We start from the raw sequence: 19,932 nt of genomic DNA, 5'->3' as shown, positions 1-19,932 counted from the left end.
ACTTATAGATTGTATACATGAGAGTTTTTATTTTCCTTCACTTTACTATTCGTTGATATTCAACTATAGGGCGCTTATCTGTAATAAGGTAAGTGTCCTTTTTAATGGAATAAAAGATTGAGTTAATCACCTAATTTTGAAATAATTGGTATTAAGCAATCGGGCAGTATAGTTGAAGATGAGGTTTCAAGAGTTTGATCAACAATCGGGCGAAATTTTTCAATAAGCATTGTGATCTTTCTTTATGTTTTGGGCGCGTTACTTTAAGAACCAGCTGCCAAATTAGGCAGCTATTTTTATTAAATTAACAGCGGTTATTTAAAAAGGTAAAGGGGTTAGGATCATGTTACAATTGGTTTCATAGTAGTATTTGAGGTTATATAGAATTGAAACGGAGAAAAATAATAATAACAGGTGCAGCTTCTGGAATTGGAAAAGAAATTGTTAAACAGTGCTTAAGTGAAGGTGCTTCAGTAATTGCATGCGATATTAATGAGCATTCCTTAAATGATTTAAAATTTTATCCGAAGAAGAGACAATGGTGCATTTTGCCGATGAAATCGCCCAAGCTGGCTACAGCGCTTCTTCACGCTTGTTCCGAATTCAATGGACTGAACCAGTTAATTACGAATTGCTAGAGAAGATAAGTTAATTTAATCTCAAGGATAAGGCTGAGAATTCGAATTTTTGGCGGCAATAGCATAATATCGAAGGAGGAAGACATGGAAGTTTTTGCAAAATATTTAACAGGTATCGATAACCCCGATCACCGCGATCGAACAGAGGAAATTTTGGCGTGGGTTGCTAATAAATTCCCAAATTTGGATCCGCAAATCAAGTGGAATACGCCAATGTTTTCCGATCACGGCACATTTATCATCGGCTTTTCCACAGCGAAGCATCATTTGAGCGTTGCACCCGAAGAAGTAGGCATTGCGCACTTTGCCGATGACATTGCACAAGCTGGCTACAGCGCTACCAAAGGCTTGTTTCGAATTCCGTGGAATGAACCGGTAAATTACGAATTGCTTGAGAAAATGATTGAATTTAATATTCAGGATAAAGCAGAATATACGAATTTTTGGCGGAAATAATACATCACGCCTTATCAAAAAACGCATGACACGAAAATATGTCATGTGTTTTTTGCAACTCAATTAAGGCGCCAACAGCTCAATAGTAGCATATGCGAACGCCCGTCAAAATACTTCCCCAGCACCGGTCAATGGATGATGAAAGCTTTCTACATACATATCAATTAGATGTTAGCGAGCATGAAGAGGTTTCTAACTTTTTTTCATATATAGAGACAAAACGAGGATAGTTAAATATCATTTGATATCGTTTTAATATTCAGATTATTATTAACCATAATTATAAAACCTTCAGGAGAGATCTTATATGCCATTAAAAGTAGGAGATATACTTACTGGCTCGTACTATGAATTTTGAGTTTTTAAGACCTGTGTTACGGGGGATATAATAATATGTGAAGTTAAAATTGAAAAATACGAAAGGCAAGAAAATAATAGAACAGTTATTATTGCATCCTTTTTATCTCTAAAATGAGGACTTCTTTTAGCTGAAAACAGCCCTGGCGTTATCAAAATGCACGCCAAGGGTTTTTATTTGTGAAGCCTATAGACAGGGCTAATTTTGCAGAGCTCTCTGATTACGAGGTTTTATTTCCAACATTATAATGGCAGCAGTGCCACTTTTTCTTTTGTCTCCAATTTTTCAATCATTTCTAGCCACGCCTGAGGTTTATTTGGAAGCACAGAATAATATCGTTTTAAAAAGTGTACTATAAGATCTGCTTCTAGCTCATATAGATTTTCTGTCATTGGAAGAAAACCCAGATCAAGTCCTGTCACCGCTTCGCCATCATTGTTCCAGGATGGATGGACATAAGTGAAGTCCAGACGTTTGTATCCAAGGTGACTCAGTACCTCGCGGCGCACATAAGGATCCATAGGCTTAACGCCGCCAAACTCGTAGTTTTCTACTTGATAGGGATCATAGATTTCTGCAAACATACCTGTTAAGGTTTTTCCGTTTTCAGCTGCTAATGATTGAAGGTCTGCCAACCGTTTTTGAGCCAAAAATGCTCCAATTCCAAGGCCTGGCTGACTGATAATTGTAAAGTCAGTCATTGCAACATTAAAATCCTCATAGTATCGGTATTCCGTTGCACCCAAAACATCTCCATTGTGAACGGCAACAAATACTCTTATTCCCGGATCTTCAAGCGGCTCCTTCCAAAGATCGAATTCCAGCACTTCCTCAGGAGGAAAAACCTTCTTCATGAGTTCATGCATTGATTTAAACAATGGATCATTAATACTGATTATTCTATTAAACTCCATCCTTTTTCCCCCTCTGTTCTGTTTTTATTTTTAATAGGATTTTTAAATTCTATTAACGAGCTGTTATGATACGATTCTCTCGTCCTCTATGTAATTGACAACGATACGGGCAGGCGGTCTCCGCAGCGTAGCAAAAGCGAGATAACTGAATCTAAAAAATTTCCCTTTAGGACACGATAAATATAGTGTTCTGGTTACAAGTTACAAGAATGATGGCTACATCCCGGCATCTTCCCGGCTGATTGATTTCACCTTCAACTGCTATCCCTTTCGGATGAAAAAGTATATCATTTTTTGGCGTAATAACAGCTGCTTGACCAAAGTTTCCTTCTCATAAAGTCAACAGTTGAAAGTAAACCTACAGTACCAGTGTAATTATATGCCACTCATATACTTCTGTTGGTGGAATATGAAGCTTTGCCTGTTAAGACACTCTTCATACGAATAAAATAAGTGAGCTACATTATATAGCGGCCTTTTTTTAATGACATGCGTACCGTCAATAATATGCATCCCTGCTTTTCATACAAGATCTTCTTAAGTAACTCTAAGTATTGTTTCTTTTATTACGGTAAATAATCTATCGTCAAAGCAATTACCTCTGCATCTCCTATAGACATAAGGTGAATTGTAAAAACTCAGGGAAAAGCACAAAATCAGATCCAAATTCTTCTGCTGTTTTCATATAATGGTCCACTTGCTCCGCAAATTCTTAGATAGAATTTATGGTATGAAGATCATATTCTGCTACTGATACTCCTTGTTGCAATAAAACTCCCCTTTCTCTATTCTTAATAAAAATATTATTAAGTATATAACTGAAATTAACAAGTAGGCACTTTAATGATAGATAGTAAAAAAAAGTATACTGTATGAGATTTCAAACGAGGACAAAATAAAGATGAGTCATTTTGCAGAGGGTAGTATTTATTTGTCGGAATACGCTTTTTTTATTGTTCATTTATCAAGATTATCAGAACAAGATCAAACAATTATTAAGCAACATTTATCAAAGTGTTTGGCTTAAATTTTATTAACTTTAAAAATGTTGTATATGTTGTTTTATTTGCTATAACATATGTCTATATATATGTTAATATATACATCATCATAGTTGTAGTTGCCAGCACCGAATAAGTTTTAAAAAAACAGAAAACTCTAACCATTTTATAGGTTAGAGTTTTATTGATTTTTCCTTCAACCAATTTAGCATTTTCTGGTCATTGTTTTTATTCTGTCGCTTATTCTCTTTCCTGATATAACGAGAGAGGGTGGAGTGAGAGATGCCTATATCCAGTGCAGTCTGGCGAATACTCACATTCAGGGTGTCTATCATTTCTTTCATTGCCTCTGGGGAAAGGGTAATTTCTTTATCCTCATCAATATTTTCATTGAACTTGAATGCTTGCTGCATAGGTTCGCGATCTGATTTGTTCATCGAAATTTCAGTGTCTACACCTGCTGCTGTTTCATTTTGTACAAGTTCTGAAATGTGAGAAAAAGAAAGTTCAGCTGAAGGAGTTGCCGCATTTTCCTTATTCATTTGAAACATGCTATTCATAATTTTTTCCTCTATACTATAGCTCGTATCAGCCAAAAGGTTTTTTTGGTTTTCTTGTATCACGATATCAGTCGGCAAAAGGAGAACGCTTAATTTGGTCCAATAGTTTTTAAACCATCCCTTTTTGCCAACTTTCTCTTCCTGAATCTCTTCAGTGTATCCCCATCTTTTTATTACATCATCTTTTTGAAGCTCATCCAATACCGTTTCAAATTTATCCCTTACTTGAACACCATTGTAACGGGATGAAATATCCATTACTTTAAGCAATGTAGCAACTTTAAATGGCTGTTGCAGCGAACGTTTAATCGTTCGGATTTTCCACTGCAGGTTCAAATACCTTGTTAATCGCTTTTGTTCCCTCTGTGTATAATGGCTGTATTGAAATACTTTAAGGTCCAATAAGCCGATAGATCGGTTAGGTCCCACCAGGTAAGGAGTAAGAATAGAAGTGGGTTTAACTTGAACCGCATAGATTCCTTTTGCTTCGCCAGACTTTTTATCATAGGCTACTCTGATTTTTCCGATTTCAAACATTCTTTGGAAATCTTTAAAGTTATAGAGTTCGTTTTCTTTCATCTCCTGAGTATTTAACACTTTTACCTTTTGATCTCCCAGAGAAATCCAAATACTTGAAAGTGCAGCTACTCGTTTCATAATGTTGAACCGATCTTCTTCGCGGAAGTCTAGCTCTCTGCCGTTAGATGTCCGCTTTTTTAAGTTCCTTAGTCGCAATGCATCATTGCTGTGAAACTCGACATAGCCGTCGATGCTTTTAGGGGTTACCATCCATAAATATGTAATAAGATCAAAAAGGTCAGCTGTCATTTCATCTAAAGAGTTTATTGTAGAACCAATCATTTCAAGCCACATGGCCTGCTGCTCTGAGGTTACTTCAGTAACATGTGATTCATAGGGTCTGAGTTCTGCCAGCCCTTTCACTTTTCCGCGGTTGTCTATAATCTCAGTTGCCAAGTGACCCGTCTCGCTTTCTTTAAACTCTTTTTTCTTCGTAACGATGTCTCTCATTAAATGATAGTCCATATCCATGCTTCCATAAATATAATCACGGTTTAACGCTTCATCTATTTTTTCTTCGTTCACACTGCGTTTTATTTCATCATTAGGATATTCATTTATGAAATGGCCGGCTAAAAGTATCTTGATGGTTTCTTTATACTTAGCCACCGCATCTTTAATCATCTTCTTTGTTATATGTTTTTCAGAATACAATGTTTGAGTAAATAGGAAGAATAATGCTCGGAAGCTTGGCCTCATCTTTTCACAGGGAGCTTGCCTTCTAAACTCTTCATCACTCATTATATAAGCTTCCTTTTTCCAATCTTCCAAAATATATGGCCGATCTTCAAATAAGTACTTTGATTCTTCGAATATAACAATCTTTAATAATTCATAGTTCAGGATTAAACGGTCTGATATGTCTTCATAATTCATTAAAAGAAGCATCCTTTCTCTTAAATGCTGTAAGACCAAAAGTATAAATTGAAAAACCTTGATAAAATGCACCAGTAAAATTTATATGTATACTTACTTTGTATAATAACTAATAAAGAACCAGTCGAATCAATATAAGTAACTCAATCAATTTAAAGAAAATGCACCACTTGACTAGTATTATAGCAAGGAAAAAATCCTTTTTGTATATAAAATGCACCAAATACCATACAGGTTCCGAAAAGTAAGAGTGAAATGCACCAATACGACTTATTTATAACAGTTATTACCATATATAATGGTTTTTTAGAAAACTATAATTTTTCTTAATGGTATTAATAAAAAAAATGCACCATTTACCATACAAGTTCCGCCATTGTGCAAACACACTTAAAGATTTATTGGATAATCAGTGAAGACTCAAAAGAATACATGGTGTATACATTCAGAAAATGCACCAATAGTCTTTTTAGTTCGTTTAACAGGCAATTACTGCTCAGATAGCTCCCAGGATTTGGTCAATTCGTATTTAGAAATGATCCAAACTGTACGTTTGAGCGGAACCTGTGTACAAAAATTCGTATATTATGCACCAATCTTTATGTAGTTTCGTCAATTTGAGCGGAACCTGTATAGCAAAAACAACACTAAAAATCAGTCTTTACCTTAAATACATGAGAAAAATCTATTTAAAATGGTAAAAAAAGTGGCGTCTTTTGAGGATTTTAGGCGGAACCTGTATAGAAAAAATGCACCATGCTCTGTGTAAAGTGAGCGGAACTTGTATAGAATTTTCATAGTCAAATTTCTACTAATCGATTGATAGAGTAAGCTTTTCTATCTCTTCTTTTGAAAGTTGATATATATATATAATTGGTGCATTTGATGTAAAAATGGTGCAAAAGTTGAGCGAAACCTGCATAACAAAAAAAATAAAACTTTTTTTCAATCCCTTGGGGCTCTAAGCTCCAAGGGTGTTTTTAATTTTGGTGCATTTTGCTTAGAGAGCGCACTTTTACAAAATTCGATTTCGATATACTTATTACAGCAAAATATTCCAATAAATTTAAGAAACTTAAGAGGGTGTTAAAGATGGGAGAACATGAAGTTAATAGAATGACAAAGAGTGTGGTTTCACCAGCTGAAATCATGCAATTCATGACCCATAACAGCCTGCTGCTATACAAAAAGAAGGGGTCCCGTGCCCCTTTAGATAGAATAACAGTTTATCAGAAAACCGAAAAAAATAATCCGTACCGTAAAGGTGCGGTATTTGTGTCTCCAACAAAAGATGATCTCATTGAGGGCAAAGGTTATGTAGTAACTTCATATGAAACATTAGGGGAGAAGTATCAGCAATTATCTCATTGGACGCCAAACACTTATCGCGGCGGTGCCTATTATGATTTCAAAAAACGAATCATCAAGGGTCATAAGCGCGAAAATTTAAAGCAAATTAATGTGATTGGTTTTGATATAGATACAAAAGAAGTGGATCTTTACGGATTATATTTAGGCTGCGAAGAACTAAAACTCCCCAGGCCAAACCTTCTGCTTGAGACACCAAGAGGTTATCAATGCTTTTTTGTTTTAGAAACGCCTTTTTATGTACATAGGCAAAATGAATACAAGTCTTTGAGAGTAGCAGAACGCCTATCTGATAACATTCGCAAAGCCTTATGCAAATATGTTCCGATCGATATGAACTGTGTCCCATTTGGCTTTTATCGGATTCCTAAAGAAGACAATATTCTAGATTTTTATGAACAATCAGCTAACACAAGCCTGCTTCTTTCTTGGTCAAAAAGTTTTGAGGAACAAGAAAGAAGGAAGTTTCTTCGTGTTGTCTATAATAACTCTTCATCAATTGATCTTTGCTCCTCAGATTGGTATAAAGCCTTAATCCATGCAACTTATATTGAAAAAGGTCATAACAGTGCCAGCCGGAATAATGCTTTAATGACTCTAGCCCTTGCCAATTATGCAAGTGAGCGTTCTTTTGACGTGGCTTATGATGAACTCGATCAATTCAACAGCTTTTTAGAGAATCCTTTAAGCAAAGTTGAGTTTGAGAAAACATTAAAAAGTGCATACTCAGGAAAATATAAGGGTGTAAAGCGCTCTTATGTAGAAGGTCTGCTAGAGCTATGGACAGATGGAACTGCCAGGTTTCAAGGGAAAGAGGGCTGGTATAAATTCAAAAAGGATCGTGAAGAGAGAGAACGCTCCCATTATGATGAATGGGAAGAAGATATTCTAAGATACATAGAGAAGCATAAAAGCCCAGAAATGCCGTTTCTAGAGGGTTCTTTAGCTATGCTTGCAGAAACGTTTGGTATGGCGGTTTCATCCCTAAAAGAAGTGCTCAAACGCTCAAACAGGATTATTAAAAGAACCGTTGGCCGGGGGCGCGCGGCTGTTACAAAAGTCAGCAGCAGGAGTATGCTACTTAAAGGTTTGCTCCATATGCGCAAAAAGCAAATAAACCATAACCAATCAGCAGCTGCACCTTTAATCGACAAGGTATCTACTATAAAGAGAGAGATACAGCTAGTAATAAACATGTTTGACACACCGTTTTCATCACAGGAAGAGATAGATATATTTAATGATTCTGGGCAACTTCCTCCGATCAAGAATACAAGCTGAAAATAATAAGCCAGTCTGCCAATACATATCTATACTCTCCTGCTGTTAGACTATGCTGTTTCGTGTTATGCAGCTACCAAGCTACTTTTAAGAACAAATTATATTGTAATAATTACAAATTACTTCTTAAGTTATTCTCTATTTTATTTACTATTTTGGTATGTCACAGGACTTATATCTTTTGGGTATTGAATTAAAATTAAGTTTGAAGAAGGTAAGGTATTTTATATTGGAGATTTACTTGAGTCCGGAGATTTTTCAGCTCAGTATTAGTTATAAGTTCATAATGTTCATTTGATGTGAAAAGTTATTGGGATAAATTTCATAAAGTAAACATCAAAATAAGAACATTTGATCTCTAAACAGGAAGAAAGTCTCTTTCCATATATTTACCATAATGGTAGTATTAAGTAGTAAAAACTCTTGTAATTACTGTAGTAAAAGCTGTTATTTCTATATACAACATCTAATACAACTATTAATGCCCGGAAAGTCATGTGCAGTCCTGATAAATGGTCACGGCATGATGGAGAATTATTCCGTGACCATTTATCAGGACCTTAGATAACTAATCCACTTACCCATTTTAAATGAATATAGTGTGTAAGGTGTGGTGGTGAGTAGTGTGTATGTGAGAGAGTAAGAGTAAGAGAGTAAGTAAGTGTAGTAGTAAGGAGGAGGGGAGAGAGAGGTAGAGAGTGTGGGTAGTAAGTGAGTGAGTGTAAGTTCAAGGGAGGTAGTTCAAGAGAGTAAGAGAGTTAAGTTCAAGTGCAGCAAGAGTAAGTTCAAGAGAGATGGATCGGAGTATGATTTAGGAGAAGTGGGTTTTGGTTAGTTTGATGAGAAGAGTACAAATGAGAAATTGTTGTATTAATTGAGAAACTTTTCAGTTTGGTTTTGAAGGGGTGAATGGGTGTGAGGTTTCATTTGTTGCCGTTTTTGATTCCGAGAGAAGGTAAGGTTTATGAGTTAAGGACAACGATGGATGCTAAGATTTTGTATTTTAAGGATGAGACAGCCTGGACAACGATGCTAAGTTTTTTGACGCGCCCGTGGTACCGCCGATGGGTTAAGCAGGAATGGATCAGCTGGGAGATTGCTGCTACGAAAGATGAGATCCGGTATTTTGTATGGGTGCCAGATGAACATATTGGCAGAGCGTTTAAAGCTAAGTTTTATGCCGAACATTCGGATGTTGAAATTGTGGAGGCCGATCATTACTCCATTGATTTTAGCCGCCCTCACGCGGGTACTAAGCTATTCACCGAAAGTCATTGGACGATCCCTATAAAAACGTATCATAACGAAGTAGTTGATACTCAGGCTGAAATTGTAGAGTTTCTAGATGGTTTAGAAGAAGGCCAGGAGATTCACATGCAATTTCTTGTGCAGCCTGCGTATCGCACTGAAAGGAGCTTTCGGGGAATTGTCCGCCAGTTTCATAAACAGGGTGAGTATGATGAGACGCTCGAGAAGGATAATGAACTGTACTTATCAGCAATAGAAGGAAAGGCAACCAGAGTTCTTTCCAGAATTGGGGTTAAGGTTGTTGCATTTGGAAGAGACAAACGAGATTCAAAAGAGCTGATTAAGAGTGCTAAAGGGTTTATCGGTACTTTTTCAAGTGGACGGTTAAATCAATTAAAGGGACGTGAATGGTGGTGGTTCCGTACGATTCGGCCATTGTTTCGCTGGGAGTATAAGAATCGTATATATCCGATTGAGCCTATGAAGAAGCGAGTGATTTTAGGTTCTGAAGAGATGGCTGCTATAATGCGGCTTCCAAGCGAAAGAGTTCGCAGCAATAAACTTAATCGGTTGAAAATGCGCTCTACGCCACTTCCGAAAGAATTAAAGAATTTAGTGTTTGATCCTTCTTTATCTGTTCGTCTAGGAGAACACTGTTATCATGGTAAGCAGACGGATGTCATGTTTGATCTTTCAACCTTGCGTTACCATGCTGCTTTTATTGGGATGTCGGGAATGGGGAAATCGACAGCATTGTATAACCTGGTTGAAGATTTAATCAATCTTGAAGGTGCCGGCACAACAATAGGTGGAACTATCATTGATCCGCATGGTGACTTGTGTCAGGATATTGCAGCAAGGATTCCGCCGGAAAAACAGCATCTTGTCAGATACATTAAGTTTTCAGAAGGCGAGATTCCTTTTAACGTCTATGATGTTGATTTTGCCACGGCAGAAGATAAAATTGCCCAGACGGTTGCGGATGTATTAAAAAGGACCTGGAAGGATTTTTGGGGTCCAAATATTGATGATAATTTCTTAAATGGCGGAATTGTTCTGCAGAGGTTAGGTGAAGCGAGTCTTCCGAATTTGCAAAGGCTGCTCAGTGATCCTGACTACCGGGAAAATGTCCTGGAACGCCTAAATCGTGATGACCCTATCGAGAATGATCTTTATCTGTATTTTGCAAACCTGCAGGGGCTTCAAGATCGTGAACTGCAGGCAAAAACGAATTCAACACTCAATAAGCTGCGGAAAATCACCTTGTCAGGCGTGTTGGGGAAAATGCTTCGTGCTAAAACGAACGGACTGCGCTTCCGTGAAAGCATGGATCAGGGAATGATCAATCTGCTTGATTTATCCGAGCTAACAAGTGACGAGAAGAAGCTTATCGGTTCTATGTGTTTGACGTATGCAGAACTTGCCGGGAAAAGCAGGGCAGACACTCCTGTCTCGGAGCGTCACAAACTTCCTTATCATTTTGTAATGGTAGACGAGGCTCCAACCCTGATGGAACACAGCATAGATGCGATTGAGTCTTTTGCATCGGAGCTTAGAAAATACAAAACATCTATCATTTTAGGCATGCAGGGAATCAAAGATCAATTGCCGAGAGAAGTTGCGTCTGCTATATTCAGAAACTTCGGAACATTTGTTTCTTTTCGGTTAGGAGAACCTGATGACGCTCAATATGTGAATCGCTCCATGTCATCAGAAGTACTTCAAGAAACAGATTATCTGCAAATCGAGCCTTATAGTGCGTATATGAGAATGCAGGTTGGAAATGAAAGAACCCGGCCATTCTTAATTCGTATGAAGGCACCTGGGCCTGCCTTGTACGCAGATTCAATTTCAGAACTAAAGAAAATAACAATTGCAGACGCCATGGAAATTGAAAGGCAGACTACTTTAGGATTCCAGTTTAAAGAGAAACAAATGGAAGACGAAGAAAAAGCAACATATGAATTGTACCTTGCTGAAGAAGGTGTACAAGATACCAGTCAGCCTAATTGCCTGATAGACAAGGTCGCTGGAACAATAGAAGGTCCTTTGCAAAATACAGATAGCAAAGACATAGAAAATAATCAATTAAATCTTCTATCAAGAGATCATGATAAAACTCATGGTCGAGCTGAACAAGTGTTGCAACCAGAAGAGAAAAATATAATTCATGGTTCTCAGCACTTAGATTCTCAGGAATCTTCAAGTGAAAAGGAAGACGCGCAGAAAGAGAAAAAAACTGATGAGACAAAAAAAGTCATCAGCAACGATGACTTATGGGTGTAGCAGGGGGAGTAAATATGGCCAAAAGAATAACCGATTTAGAAGAAGAATTGTTTGTATCTTTGCATGATTTAGTATTTGTTGATGTGCAGTATTTAGAAAAATTTATATACGTTCATGAAGACGGAAAGCCCTATAGCAAGTACTGGATTTCCAAGCAAATGAGGGCTATGGAAGCAGAAGGGTATATCAAGTCATTCCCGGTTGCCAAAGCTGCCGTGCAAGGGCGGGACCGACTCGTTTATACGCTCGATTCAAAAGGTGTACTAGAAGTTAAAGAAATTCTGGGTGAAGCTGATTGGGATTCAAGATGGACACAGAGAACACCAACTTATGTTTTTCACTCTTTGAGAATGTCACATATACAGGCTGCTTATGCCTCACAAAAAGATAATCAGTTTACATTTAAAGAGTTTTTCTCTGAACGCAGAGCCTTTCGCAATTATGGCGAGATCACAAAAGATAAGGAAGGAAAGAAAAAACAATCTTCTACAACCGTGATTCGTCCGGATGGGGCGTTTACGCTTGAGAGGGAAATAAACGGCCAAAAAGTGAAGTTTTTGTTTTTTGTAGAACTCGAGAGAAGCAGGCAGCGAGTGGATGTCACGTTAAATAAGATCAGACGCTATAACGAGTATGTTCGAAAAAGATCATTTGAGAATGACGAGATTTTTGGTGAAGGTGTACGTGTTGTCCGTGTGTTATTCATCTCGAATAACGATACTGAGCGAAATAAGATTATGGAGAATTCACATAAAGCTGATTCCCGTGAAATTGAAAAAATAGGCGGCAGTTTATTGTTTGGAACTTATGAAGATGTCATAGCAGATCCATTCGGTCAGATCTGGAAAGCGAAAGATTCATCAGATTCCAGTAAATTATATAGTTTATATAAAAGAGTTGAATAATTTGTAATATTATTTAACTTTAGTGAAAAGAAGCTTGAAAGGAGGTGATTAGAGGTGGGCTACAAGGTGAAACGCGGTTCGACACCAACGGAGAATTCCATAAAAGAGATGTTGTTAAGCTTTATTAGAAGACTGATGGTCGTTGTGATCAGTATGGCCGTAATGGTGGCTATCGGTTATTTTCTTTTTCAATTTGCGTATGATGCGTTTCCAGCTTTTGCAGCAGCTGCCAATGATGTCGTATTTTTTGTCAGAGGATTCTACGTGGAACACGGGGTCTGGGCAACGCTTGGAATGATAGGATTTATCTGTCTTGCCGTTTGGGCTTTTGGTGAAGAAACAAAGAGGAAAGATCGCCGCAAACAAGCCATGAATGAAATGATGAAATAGGATAGGCTCAAGAATGGTTCACCTTTACTTTTAATAGGGAGGATGCTCCACAGACTTTGAGACATATAAGAGTTTAGTAGAGTTATAGCTTTGAAAGGAGGCACTATGAAGAAACGTGAATACCCTAGAACTGTCATATTAAAAAAAGTTTTCAAAGGAATATTTTGGACTGCTTTTACATTAGTATTGTTTCTGTCAGTAGTGGCCATTGAACGAAGTGGAAATGCCGGTGCGGGTGCAATACAACATAAGCCAGTTGAAGATGTAATGAAAGAAAAGAATTTTGCTGCTGGCGTCGGTGCACAGTCTTTTGCAGAGAACTTTGCTGTTGAGTACTTCAATTGGGACAATGCCGACGAAGAAATAAAAAAACGAGCAAAACGCCTTCAGCCATTCCTTGCCAAAGGACTTGATGAACAGGCAGGTCTCTCTTTTGAAGGAATGGAATGGAGCAGTGAGTTAACAGATTCACAAGTATGGAATGTAGAAGAAACAGAAGAAAATACAGCGTTAATTACCCTTCGAGTACACCACACCGTTAATGAAAACCACACCGCCTGACGCCAAAGCCGTCGAACAAGCAAAGAAAAATAAAAAACCACTCCCAAAGGCTAAAGAAGAAAAATCAGAACCATTTGAAAAGTATATTGTTATTCCAGTCAAGAGTGATGGAAAATCATATGTTGTTCATAAAGTTCCTTATTTTGTCCCTCCAGCCAAGAAACCAGAAATCAAATCAGACGCCACAATCAGCGAAGAAGGAAAAATCCAAGATTCGCAGCTTCAAGATGAAATTACTTCAGGACTCACTACATTTTTCAAAGTATATACCACAGGAACTCAGGAAGAATTGTCTTATTATACGAAAAGCGATGAAATCAAAGCCATGACCGGCATCACTACGTTTAAGGAAATAAAGGACACTATCATAAAGCAGGGTGATACTGAAAATGAATATAAAGTCCATGCGACAGTGATTTTTCAGGAAAATCACTCCAAAGCACAAGTGATTTACCCATATGAGTTAGTGCTTGTAAAGGAAGAGAATCGCTTGTTTGTAAAAGAGATAAAAAATCAATAAAACTAGTAGGAGGATGAAAGACTATGAACTTTGGAGAAAATATTCAAAATTGGTTTTCAACACAGGTAGGAGCGCTATTCCTGGTAATTATCGGAGCTATTGCCATCTACTTTTTAGTCAGACGCGAGTTTTCCAGATTTGTAGGCTTTGCCATTTTCGCCATGATTGTAGGGGTGTTTGTCTTTACGCCGGACAGCGTAAAAGATTTGGGCACTAAGCTTTGGGCTACTGTTTTCGGAAGTTGAAGAACAGATGAAAGTGAGGTAATACCATGAAGCCTAAGATCTTACGCACCTATAACAGTGTTTGGAAGGTAGAGAAGGTCTTATACGGGATTCAAGATATCCCACTGCCGATACCTCTGACGTATCGGCAGATAGGATTTTTCGGGGGTGGAGTGTTCCTTGTGTGGGTACTAAACCACTTTCCCCCTTTAAGTTTACTTGAACTTGGGTTAGTTGAATATATCTTTTTGCCGGGACTTTTCGCGTGGTTTTTCACTAAACAGCTGCTTGATGGGAAAGCCCCGCATCGTTTTTTCATAAGTGCAGGGCGCTATCACTTATCGCCACATCTTCTGAATCGCTACAAAGAAGTATCTGATATAAAAAAACCTTATAAATATGCGAGTAAAGTCGGGTACCGGAAGCTTAGCTATTATGACAGGGGTGAAGCTGATGACCATCGAATTTCCGATTAAATACTTTGAAGGTAATCTTGTTTTCTCCCAGGACGGATCATGCTGGGCATATTATCAGCTAGCCGGATACAATTATGATTTTTTAGCAGATGATGAAAAAGAGATTATTTTTACAAAGATCAAGCAGTTCTTTTGGCAAATCAATCTAGATACACATCTGCTAGTTGTTCCGAACTTCCAATCAATTGAAGAAAAGCATGAACGCTTTAAACATAAATTAACCGGTCCCCTCAAAGATGCAGCTTTAAAACATACGGATGATGCAGCCGTTCAGCTTGAGAAGATGTTAGGTAAAGAAGGAACCGAATATCGCTTCTTTATCGGTGTGAGATTACAAAAGACTGAGGGCAATAAGCAAAAAACCTCTCTTTTTCAGGACATAAAAGAAGCATGGATGGAATTTATCAGTGGAGTAAACGAGGCATCAGGGCTTGATTCACCTGAAATCATTGAAGCTGAAATTAACCGGTACAGGAAAGCTGAACGCCGTGTTTTTAATAAGGTATCCACCAGGCTTCAAGCTCTACCTGTCATTGAAGAAGACATTCAATGGCTGGTGCGCCGCAACTGGTATCGTTCAATCGGCAAAGCTCCTGTCTTAAAGAATTGGAGCCCGGATTATAGCGTTGACTATAAAGAGTATGATGAGGGAGAAATTAAGGTACGCCGGCCCTTATATCATGATGTGCTGCGCTTATCAGAAGGATTTGTTGATGATTCACCAAAGAGAAGCATCATATTGAAGCAAATACACGAAGGTGAAGAAGTGGAAGGCCATGTCGCTTTTTTGACCATCTCAAATGTACCGTATGAAATGCAGTTTCCAGGCGAGGAATGGATGTATGTCATTCAAAATTTGGATTTCCCTGTTGAAATCAGTGTACGGACAGAAATGATGGAAAACCGCAAAGCCTTATCTTCTGTTCGCAACGCGCAGAAAGACTTGAAAGACCAAGACCGGCATGCAAGAGAGACCGGGAATGATACCGGGCTCAATGTCCTTGACGGAAGAGCCGAAGCCCATGAACTTGAAGCCCATTTGCAAAAATCCCGTATGCCTTTAATTAAAACGTCCATCATTTTAGCCGTGTCGGCGACGAATGAAGATGAATTAAAACGTCGCTGCGATACGGTCAAAGACATATATCAAGATATGATGTTTCAGGTTGAACAGCCATATGGTGATCAATGGCTTGCTTTCAACGAATTTCTTCCCGGTGCGAAACGCTATATCAAGGATTATGTTCATTTTATGGAACCGGCAACCGTTGCCGGCAGCATGTTTGGGGCAACAAAACAGCTTGGTGATGGCGAAGGGTTCTTTATTGGAAGTACGGGGATCCTTGATCAGCCCGTATATATAATGCCAAACCGAGCTGCGCAGGGTATTCGCGGAACAAAGACCAACGCCCTTTCTGCAGCATTCTTGGGTTCATTGGGAGGAGGGAAATCCTTCAGTTCCAACCTGATCACCTACCTGTCAGTTTTATCCGGCGGAAAAGCTCTTGTCATTGATCCTAAGGGTGAGCGTGGGAACTGGAAACGGGATCTTTACGAGCTGGGTGACCAGGTTAATATCATCTCCCTTTCGACAAAGCCAGAGGATAAAGGAAGATTAGATCCATTTTCCATTCACAATGATATTAAAGAAGCTGAGACACTGGCTCTTGATATCCTTACATTTTTAACGGGTGTGCGACTTGATGATTCAGAACGTTTTCCAAAGCTTACTCGAGCTGTCCGTTCCGTAGCTGAAGGCGATAAACCGTGTCTTGGGAAAGTAGTTAACAACCTAATGAGCAGTAAAGATAAAACGGCAAAGCAGTTAGGTGAACACATACGTTCTTTTAAAGAATTATCATTTGCGCAGCTGCTTTTCGGCGATGGTGAGAATGATTCAGCCATTAACCTTCGAACAGCTTTAAATGTTCTACAGATTCAAAACCTTGAGCTTCCGGCACCGGATACGCCGCAAGAGAAATACAATCTATCAGAAATGCTTTCTGTTGCGATGATGCTTCCGATTTCATCATTTGCCTTAAAGTTCATTCACAGTGACCGCAGGATCTTTAAAACGGTGCTGCTGGACGAGGCATGGGCCGTCTTGAATACAAGCCAGGGAAGTCATTTAGCCTCTCGACTTGTCCGTGCAGGACGTTCGATGAATGCCGGTATCTATTTTGTTACACAAAATGCGAATGATCTGCTTGATGAAAAAATGAAAAACCATATCGGAATGAAGTTTGCATTCCGCAGCACTGACCCAAACGAGATTGAGAATGTTCTATCTTTATTAAACCTGAAAAACACGGAGTACAACGCTTCCACTTTAAGAGAGCTTCAGAACGGTCAATGCTTGTTCCAAGACATTACAGGACGTGTAGGTGTTGTATCTATTAATGCATTATTTAAAGACCTTTTTGACGCTTTTGACACACGTCCTCCAGCAGAAGAACTGGAAGAGGGAGAGATCATTCCTGATGGGGATCTTCCAATTGATGGACACCTGAAGAAAGAAGAAAAACATAAAAAGGAAGGCGTGTTTGTATGAAAAAATTGTTCTTAATCATGAGTCTTTCAGTATTAATGGTTGTTGCAGCAGCATGTGGTAACAACGAGGTTAACGGAAAAGGACCAGAAGATATCCCAATTGAATGGGCACAGGCAATGATTCAAAGGGATGAAGCTACTAGAGCGGAATTACTTATGAAAAATGATGGTGTTATGTCTGCTGATAAAGGTCCACAAAATAAACAAAAATTAGGAAGTTATGAGTTAACCGAATGGAAAGCTAATGATGATAAGTATTTTTATAGAATTAAATTCATTGATCCGGAAGCTGATGAGGGTCGCACTGAGACAATGGAAATTGTTAAAACAGATGATGGCTGGAAGCGTACAAAATTTGATAATCTTTCAAATTTTGAAACCCTTGTAGAAAGTCTAGATGGGAAGGTCCTAAAGGAGCTGCACGATGAATGAAAAAACTAATGAAGCTCTTATTGTTTTCTATTACATTGCTTCTGGTATTTCAAATTCATGCTTCGGCAGAAAGCCTTCAAGATAATCTAGTTCCACAAGATTCTGATACAGGTTCTGTAGGAGAAGTAGATCTAGAATATAATGAACATCCTCAACACCACTATAAATTAGACACGTGGGTAGATACTGGCGGCGATTGGATGCCTTGGAATTGGGCTGATGGAGCAGGCAAACAAATCTATATTGCCTTGATGGAAATCATCAATGCCATTTGGAATGTTAATATTCTATTAGCTAATTTTACGATGAAAATCGTCCAAGAAGCATTCGAGCTTGACTTTGTCTCAAGTGTTACGGAAGAAATCGGATCAGCAATTCAGAATATCGCAGGTTTTGGTCCGGGCGGTTTCATAGGGAGTGGCCTATGGCCATTACTTGTGACGTTTATTATCGCCATTGTAGGAGCTTGGGCAACGTATGTGGGTATGGTCAAACGTGAAAGTAGCCGTGCCTGGGGTGGTTTAATTTCTTCAATAGTTATTTTTGTTTTTGCACTCGGTTTTTTCTCGAATGCACCAACAATCTTAAAAGGCATTAATGACTGGTCCAGTGACCTTCAAAGCGATGTCTTAGCTGTTTCAGCAAGTGTCGTAAATCCAGGTGCTTCTTATTCTAAAGAAGAAGGAATAGCGACTATACGCAATCAGATGTTTGATCTAATGGTAAAAAAACCTTATATGCTCATGCAATATGGTACAACTGAGATTGAGGAGAGTCGTGTAAATACCATTCTTTCAATTGATCCATTTGATGGTGAAAAAAGACAAGAAGAAGTTAAGAAAGAAGTACAAGATCAACAAAATAAAATGATGTCTATTGACGGAATATCGCAGCGTGCAGGATTTGTCCCTTTGCTTTTTGTAGCTAATACCATCATTGGAATTTTCCTTCTGATGGTTTCAGGCACAATTATCCTTTATCAGATGGTTTTTCTTGCTTTGGTCCTTTTCGCACCTGTTCCGTTACTTATGGCGCTGGTGCCGCGATGGAAACATGCAGCTTTTGATTGGGGCATGAAAGTTCTTCATGCTCAGCTAATGAAAATCTCCATTGCTTTGTTATTAACGATTTTGTTCGGCATTTCAGCAATACTGTACCGTGCCACAGAAAGTTCTGATTTAGGATATCTTGGCATGATGCTCCTTCAGATTATCTGTTTTGTTGGGGTTTGGGCGAAACGAAAAGAACTATTTAATATTGTATCAACGGCTGTAAATAATGTTGAAAGCAGCACTGGAGCTACATTGCAAAGCTATCGGCAGAAATTCAGCCAAGCAAAAAATATGGCCCGAAATGCCAAGAATAGTATGGGTGAAAGCAATAAAGGACGGATTCGTAATCAGCCCCTAACAGAAAGAAAGCCTTTAGGACAGAGTAAGATAGGCACATTTACCAAAGAGCAATTAGCAGAAAGACAACAGCAGCTGAAATCATCAAAAGAGGGGCTCCTTAAACCAAAAGGTGGTGTGTCAGCAGGAGCGATCGGAGTTGTGATGGCTGATCGCAGTAATCAGGAAATTCCTAGTGACATAGAAGATTACCGAAAGGTGAAAAATCCTACTGGAGTTGAAAATGCCAGTACAGATCAGGAACAGTTGATTGATCGTACCCAAGGGACTCAAACGAAAACTCAAAACGAAAACATTACATCAATTGAAGATTTACGACGTCGCCGTTTAGGAAGTGGAGGTCTTGCGAATGCTCCACTAGCAGATCGCCAATCGCTGCAGGATGCACGAAGAGAAATTTCAGCCACATTAGAACGGCCGGAAATGAGTGATACAGAAGTCTCAGATCGAATGCAAAGTGAGTGTAATGTGAACCTGATGAATCAAAACAGTCACGAAGATAAGATCAACGATAAACAAAGTAATCAATTAGCTGAACGCAGAGTGCTAGATAAAACGACAGACCAAGAAATTCCTCAAGATAAAATAAATCGTGAAGGGTTAGTAAATACAAATAATGAACGCAATATCAATGATACAGCGACTCGTAATCTAATAAAAAATGAAAATAATGATCGAACCGTTAATCATGTGACAGATCGAAATAACTTGGAAAATGAAATACATCACAGGTCGCAAGAGAATGTAACAAACAGGGAGACCCTTTCTCAAGAAGCCAATCGACATAATAAACAGTATAGTTCTGCCGAGAAATCCGCAAAACGTGATAAACATATTACACAGTGGGAAGCTCAACAACAAATCAATGCCAGAAACCGAAAGAAAGAGTAGGAGGAGAAA

At 38.5% G+C, this 19,932-nt stretch carries 14 protein-coding genes and 3 pseudogenes; 14 read left to right on the top strand and 3 right to left on the bottom strand.

Annotation, left to right across the window (positions count from 1 at the left end):
• Positions 1–386: 386 nt before the first annotated feature.
• From QFZ72_RS28565 to QFZ72_RS28550, 3 genes and pseudogenes are all read left to right on the top strand, one after another.
• Positions 387–515, top strand: a pseudogene (locus QFZ72_RS28565) (SDR family NAD(P)-dependent oxidoreductase); the annotation flags it as partial.
• A 207-nt stretch (positions 516–722) separates the two neighbouring features.
• Entirely contained in the window at positions 723–1,094 is a 372-nt protein-coding gene (locus QFZ72_RS28555; RefSeq protein WP_307440478.1) for an iron chaperone, read from the top strand.
• A 332-nt stretch (positions 1,095–1,426) separates the two neighbouring features.
• Positions 1,427–1,569: pseudogene (locus tag QFZ72_RS28550) on the top strand (enoyl-CoA hydratase); the annotation flags it as partial.
• 125 nt (positions 1,570–1,694) lie between these two features.
• Here QFZ72_RS28550 and QFZ72_RS28545 read toward each other — a convergent pair.
• From QFZ72_RS28545 to QFZ72_RS28540, 3 genes and pseudogenes are all read right to left on the bottom strand, one after another.
• The gene (locus QFZ72_RS28545; RefSeq protein WP_307440476.1) at positions 1,695–2,366 is read right to left on the bottom strand and encodes a GNAT family N-acetyltransferase; all 672 of its coding nucleotides are present in this window, start codon (positions 2,364–2,366) and stop codon (positions 1,695–1,697) included.
• Between the two features lie 241 nt (positions 2,367–2,607).
• A pseudogene (locus tag QFZ72_RS29715) lies at positions 2,608–2,737 on the bottom strand (carbon-nitrogen hydrolase family protein); the annotation flags it as partial.
• 803 nt (positions 2,738–3,540) lie between these two features.
• On the bottom strand, positions 3,541–5,382 hold the full coding sequence (locus tag QFZ72_RS28540) for a hypothetical protein (protein WP_307440474.1): 1,842 nt from the start codon (positions 5,380–5,382) through the stop codon (positions 3,541–3,543).
• A 1,092-nt stretch (positions 5,383–6,474) separates the two neighbouring features.
• On the opposite strand from QFZ72_RS28540, the gene QFZ72_RS28535 reads away from it, so the two are divergent.
• The 11 genes from QFZ72_RS28535 (at position 6,475) to QFZ72_RS28485 (ending at position 19,923) form a co-directional block, all read left to right on the top strand.
• Entirely contained in the window at positions 6,475–8,031 is a 1,557-nt protein-coding gene (locus QFZ72_RS28535) for a primase C-terminal domain-containing protein (RefSeq protein ID WP_307440472.1), read from the top strand.
• Between the two features lie 915 nt (positions 8,032–8,946).
• Positions 8,947–11,565: a type IV secretory system conjugative DNA transfer family protein gene (locus tag QFZ72_RS28530; protein WP_307440471.1), complete on the top strand. Its 2,619-nt coding sequence runs from the start codon at positions 8,947–8,949 to the stop codon at positions 11,563–11,565.
• A 14-nt stretch (positions 11,566–11,579) separates the two neighbouring features.
• The gene (locus QFZ72_RS28525; protein WP_307440470.1) at positions 11,580–12,470 is read left to right on the top strand and encodes a replication-relaxation family protein; all 891 of its coding nucleotides are present in this window, start codon (positions 11,580–11,582) and stop codon (positions 12,468–12,470) included.
• Positions 12,471–12,524: 54 nt separating this feature from the next.
• On the top strand, positions 12,525–12,860 hold the full coding sequence (locus QFZ72_RS28520) for a hypothetical protein (protein WP_307440468.1): 336 nt from the start codon (positions 12,525–12,527) through the stop codon (positions 12,858–12,860).
• A 105-nt stretch (positions 12,861–12,965) separates the two neighbouring features.
• Positions 12,966–13,421, top strand: a complete 456-nt coding sequence (locus QFZ72_RS28515) for a conjugal transfer protein (RefSeq protein WP_307440466.1) — start codon at positions 12,966–12,968, stop codon at positions 13,419–13,421.
• Positions 13,402–13,941 carry a conjugal transfer protein gene (locus QFZ72_RS28510; protein WP_307440465.1) on the top strand — a complete coding sequence of 180 codons (540 nt, stop codon included), beginning with the start codon at positions 13,402–13,404 and terminating at the stop codon, positions 13,939–13,941. The genes QFZ72_RS28515 and QFZ72_RS28510 overlap by 20 nt, the downstream gene beginning before the upstream one ends.
• 23 nt (positions 13,942–13,964) lie before the next feature.
• Positions 13,965–14,186 carry a hypothetical protein gene (locus tag QFZ72_RS28505; RefSeq protein ID WP_070874648.1) on the top strand — a complete coding sequence of 74 codons (222 nt, stop codon included), beginning with the start codon at positions 13,965–13,967 and terminating at the stop codon, positions 14,184–14,186.
• Between the two features lie 26 nt (positions 14,187–14,212).
• Positions 14,213–14,641 (top strand): conjugal transfer protein, encoded by a 429-nt coding sequence (locus QFZ72_RS28500; protein WP_307440460.1) that lies wholly within the window; start codon positions 14,213–14,215, stop codon positions 14,639–14,641.
• Positions 14,619–17,192 (top strand): ATP-binding protein, encoded by a 2,574-nt coding sequence (locus QFZ72_RS28495; RefSeq protein WP_307440459.1) that lies wholly within the window; start codon positions 14,619–14,621, stop codon positions 17,190–17,192. The genes QFZ72_RS28500 and QFZ72_RS28495 overlap by 23 nt, the downstream gene beginning before the upstream one ends.
• On the top strand, positions 17,189–17,623 hold the full coding sequence (locus tag QFZ72_RS28490; protein WP_307440457.1) for a hypothetical protein: 435 nt from the start codon (positions 17,189–17,191) through the stop codon (positions 17,621–17,623). The genes QFZ72_RS28495 and QFZ72_RS28490 overlap by 4 nt, the downstream gene beginning before the upstream one ends.
• Positions 17,620–19,923 (top strand): CD3337/EF1877 family mobilome membrane protein, encoded by a 2,304-nt coding sequence (locus QFZ72_RS28485; protein WP_307440455.1) that lies wholly within the window; start codon positions 17,620–17,622, stop codon positions 19,921–19,923. Before QFZ72_RS28490 ends, QFZ72_RS28485 begins: the two co-directional genes overlap by 4 nt.
• Positions 19,924–19,932 lie beyond the last annotated feature (9 nt).

Source organism: Bacillus sp. V2I10 (assembly GCF_030817055.1).
Lineage (GTDB): Bacteria > Bacillota > Bacilli > Bacillales > Bacillaceae > Bacillus_P.
Note: the sequence above shows the minus strand (reverse complement) of the source record. Positions and strands in the feature narration are given on the sequence as shown.

Excerpts from the sequence above, each read along its gene's own strand:
- QFZ72_RS28555 (WP_307440478.1), top strand. The coding sequence starts at position 723 with ATGGAAGTTTTTGCAAAATATTTAACAGGTATCGATAACCCCGATCAC.
- QFZ72_RS28545 (WP_307440476.1), bottom strand. The coding sequence starts at position 2,366 with ATGGAGTTTAATAGAATAATCAGTATTAATGATCCATTGTTTAAATCA.
- QFZ72_RS28540 (WP_307440474.1), bottom strand. The coding sequence starts at position 5,382 with ATGAATTATGAAGACATATCAGACCGTTTAATCCTGAACTATGAATTA.
- QFZ72_RS28535 (WP_307440472.1), top strand. The coding sequence starts at position 6,475 with ATGGGAGAACATGAAGTTAATAGAATGACAAAGAGTGTGGTTTCACCA.
- QFZ72_RS28525 (WP_307440470.1), top strand. The coding sequence starts at position 11,580 with ATGGCCAAAAGAATAACCGATTTAGAAGAAGAATTGTTTGTATCTTTG.
- QFZ72_RS28515 (WP_307440466.1), top strand. The coding sequence starts at position 12,966 with ATGAAGAAACGTGAATACCCTAGAACTGTCATATTAAAAAAAGTTTTC.
- QFZ72_RS28510 (WP_307440465.1), top strand. The coding sequence starts at position 13,402 with ATGAAAACCACACCGCCTGACGCCAAAGCCGTCGAACAAGCAAAGAAA.
- QFZ72_RS28505 (WP_070874648.1), top strand. The coding sequence starts at position 13,965 with ATGAACTTTGGAGAAAATATTCAAAATTGGTTTTCAACACAGGTAGGA.
- QFZ72_RS28500 (WP_307440460.1), top strand. The coding sequence starts at position 14,213 with ATGAAGCCTAAGATCTTACGCACCTATAACAGTGTTTGGAAGGTAGAG.
- QFZ72_RS28495 (WP_307440459.1), top strand. The coding sequence starts at position 14,619 with ATGACCATCGAATTTCCGATTAAATACTTTGAAGGTAATCTTGTTTTC.
- QFZ72_RS28490 (WP_307440457.1), top strand. The coding sequence starts at position 17,189 with ATGAAAAAATTGTTCTTAATCATGAGTCTTTCAGTATTAATGGTTGTT.
- QFZ72_RS28485 (WP_307440455.1), top strand. The coding sequence starts at position 17,620 with ATGAAAAAACTAATGAAGCTCTTATTGTTTTCTATTACATTGCTTCTG.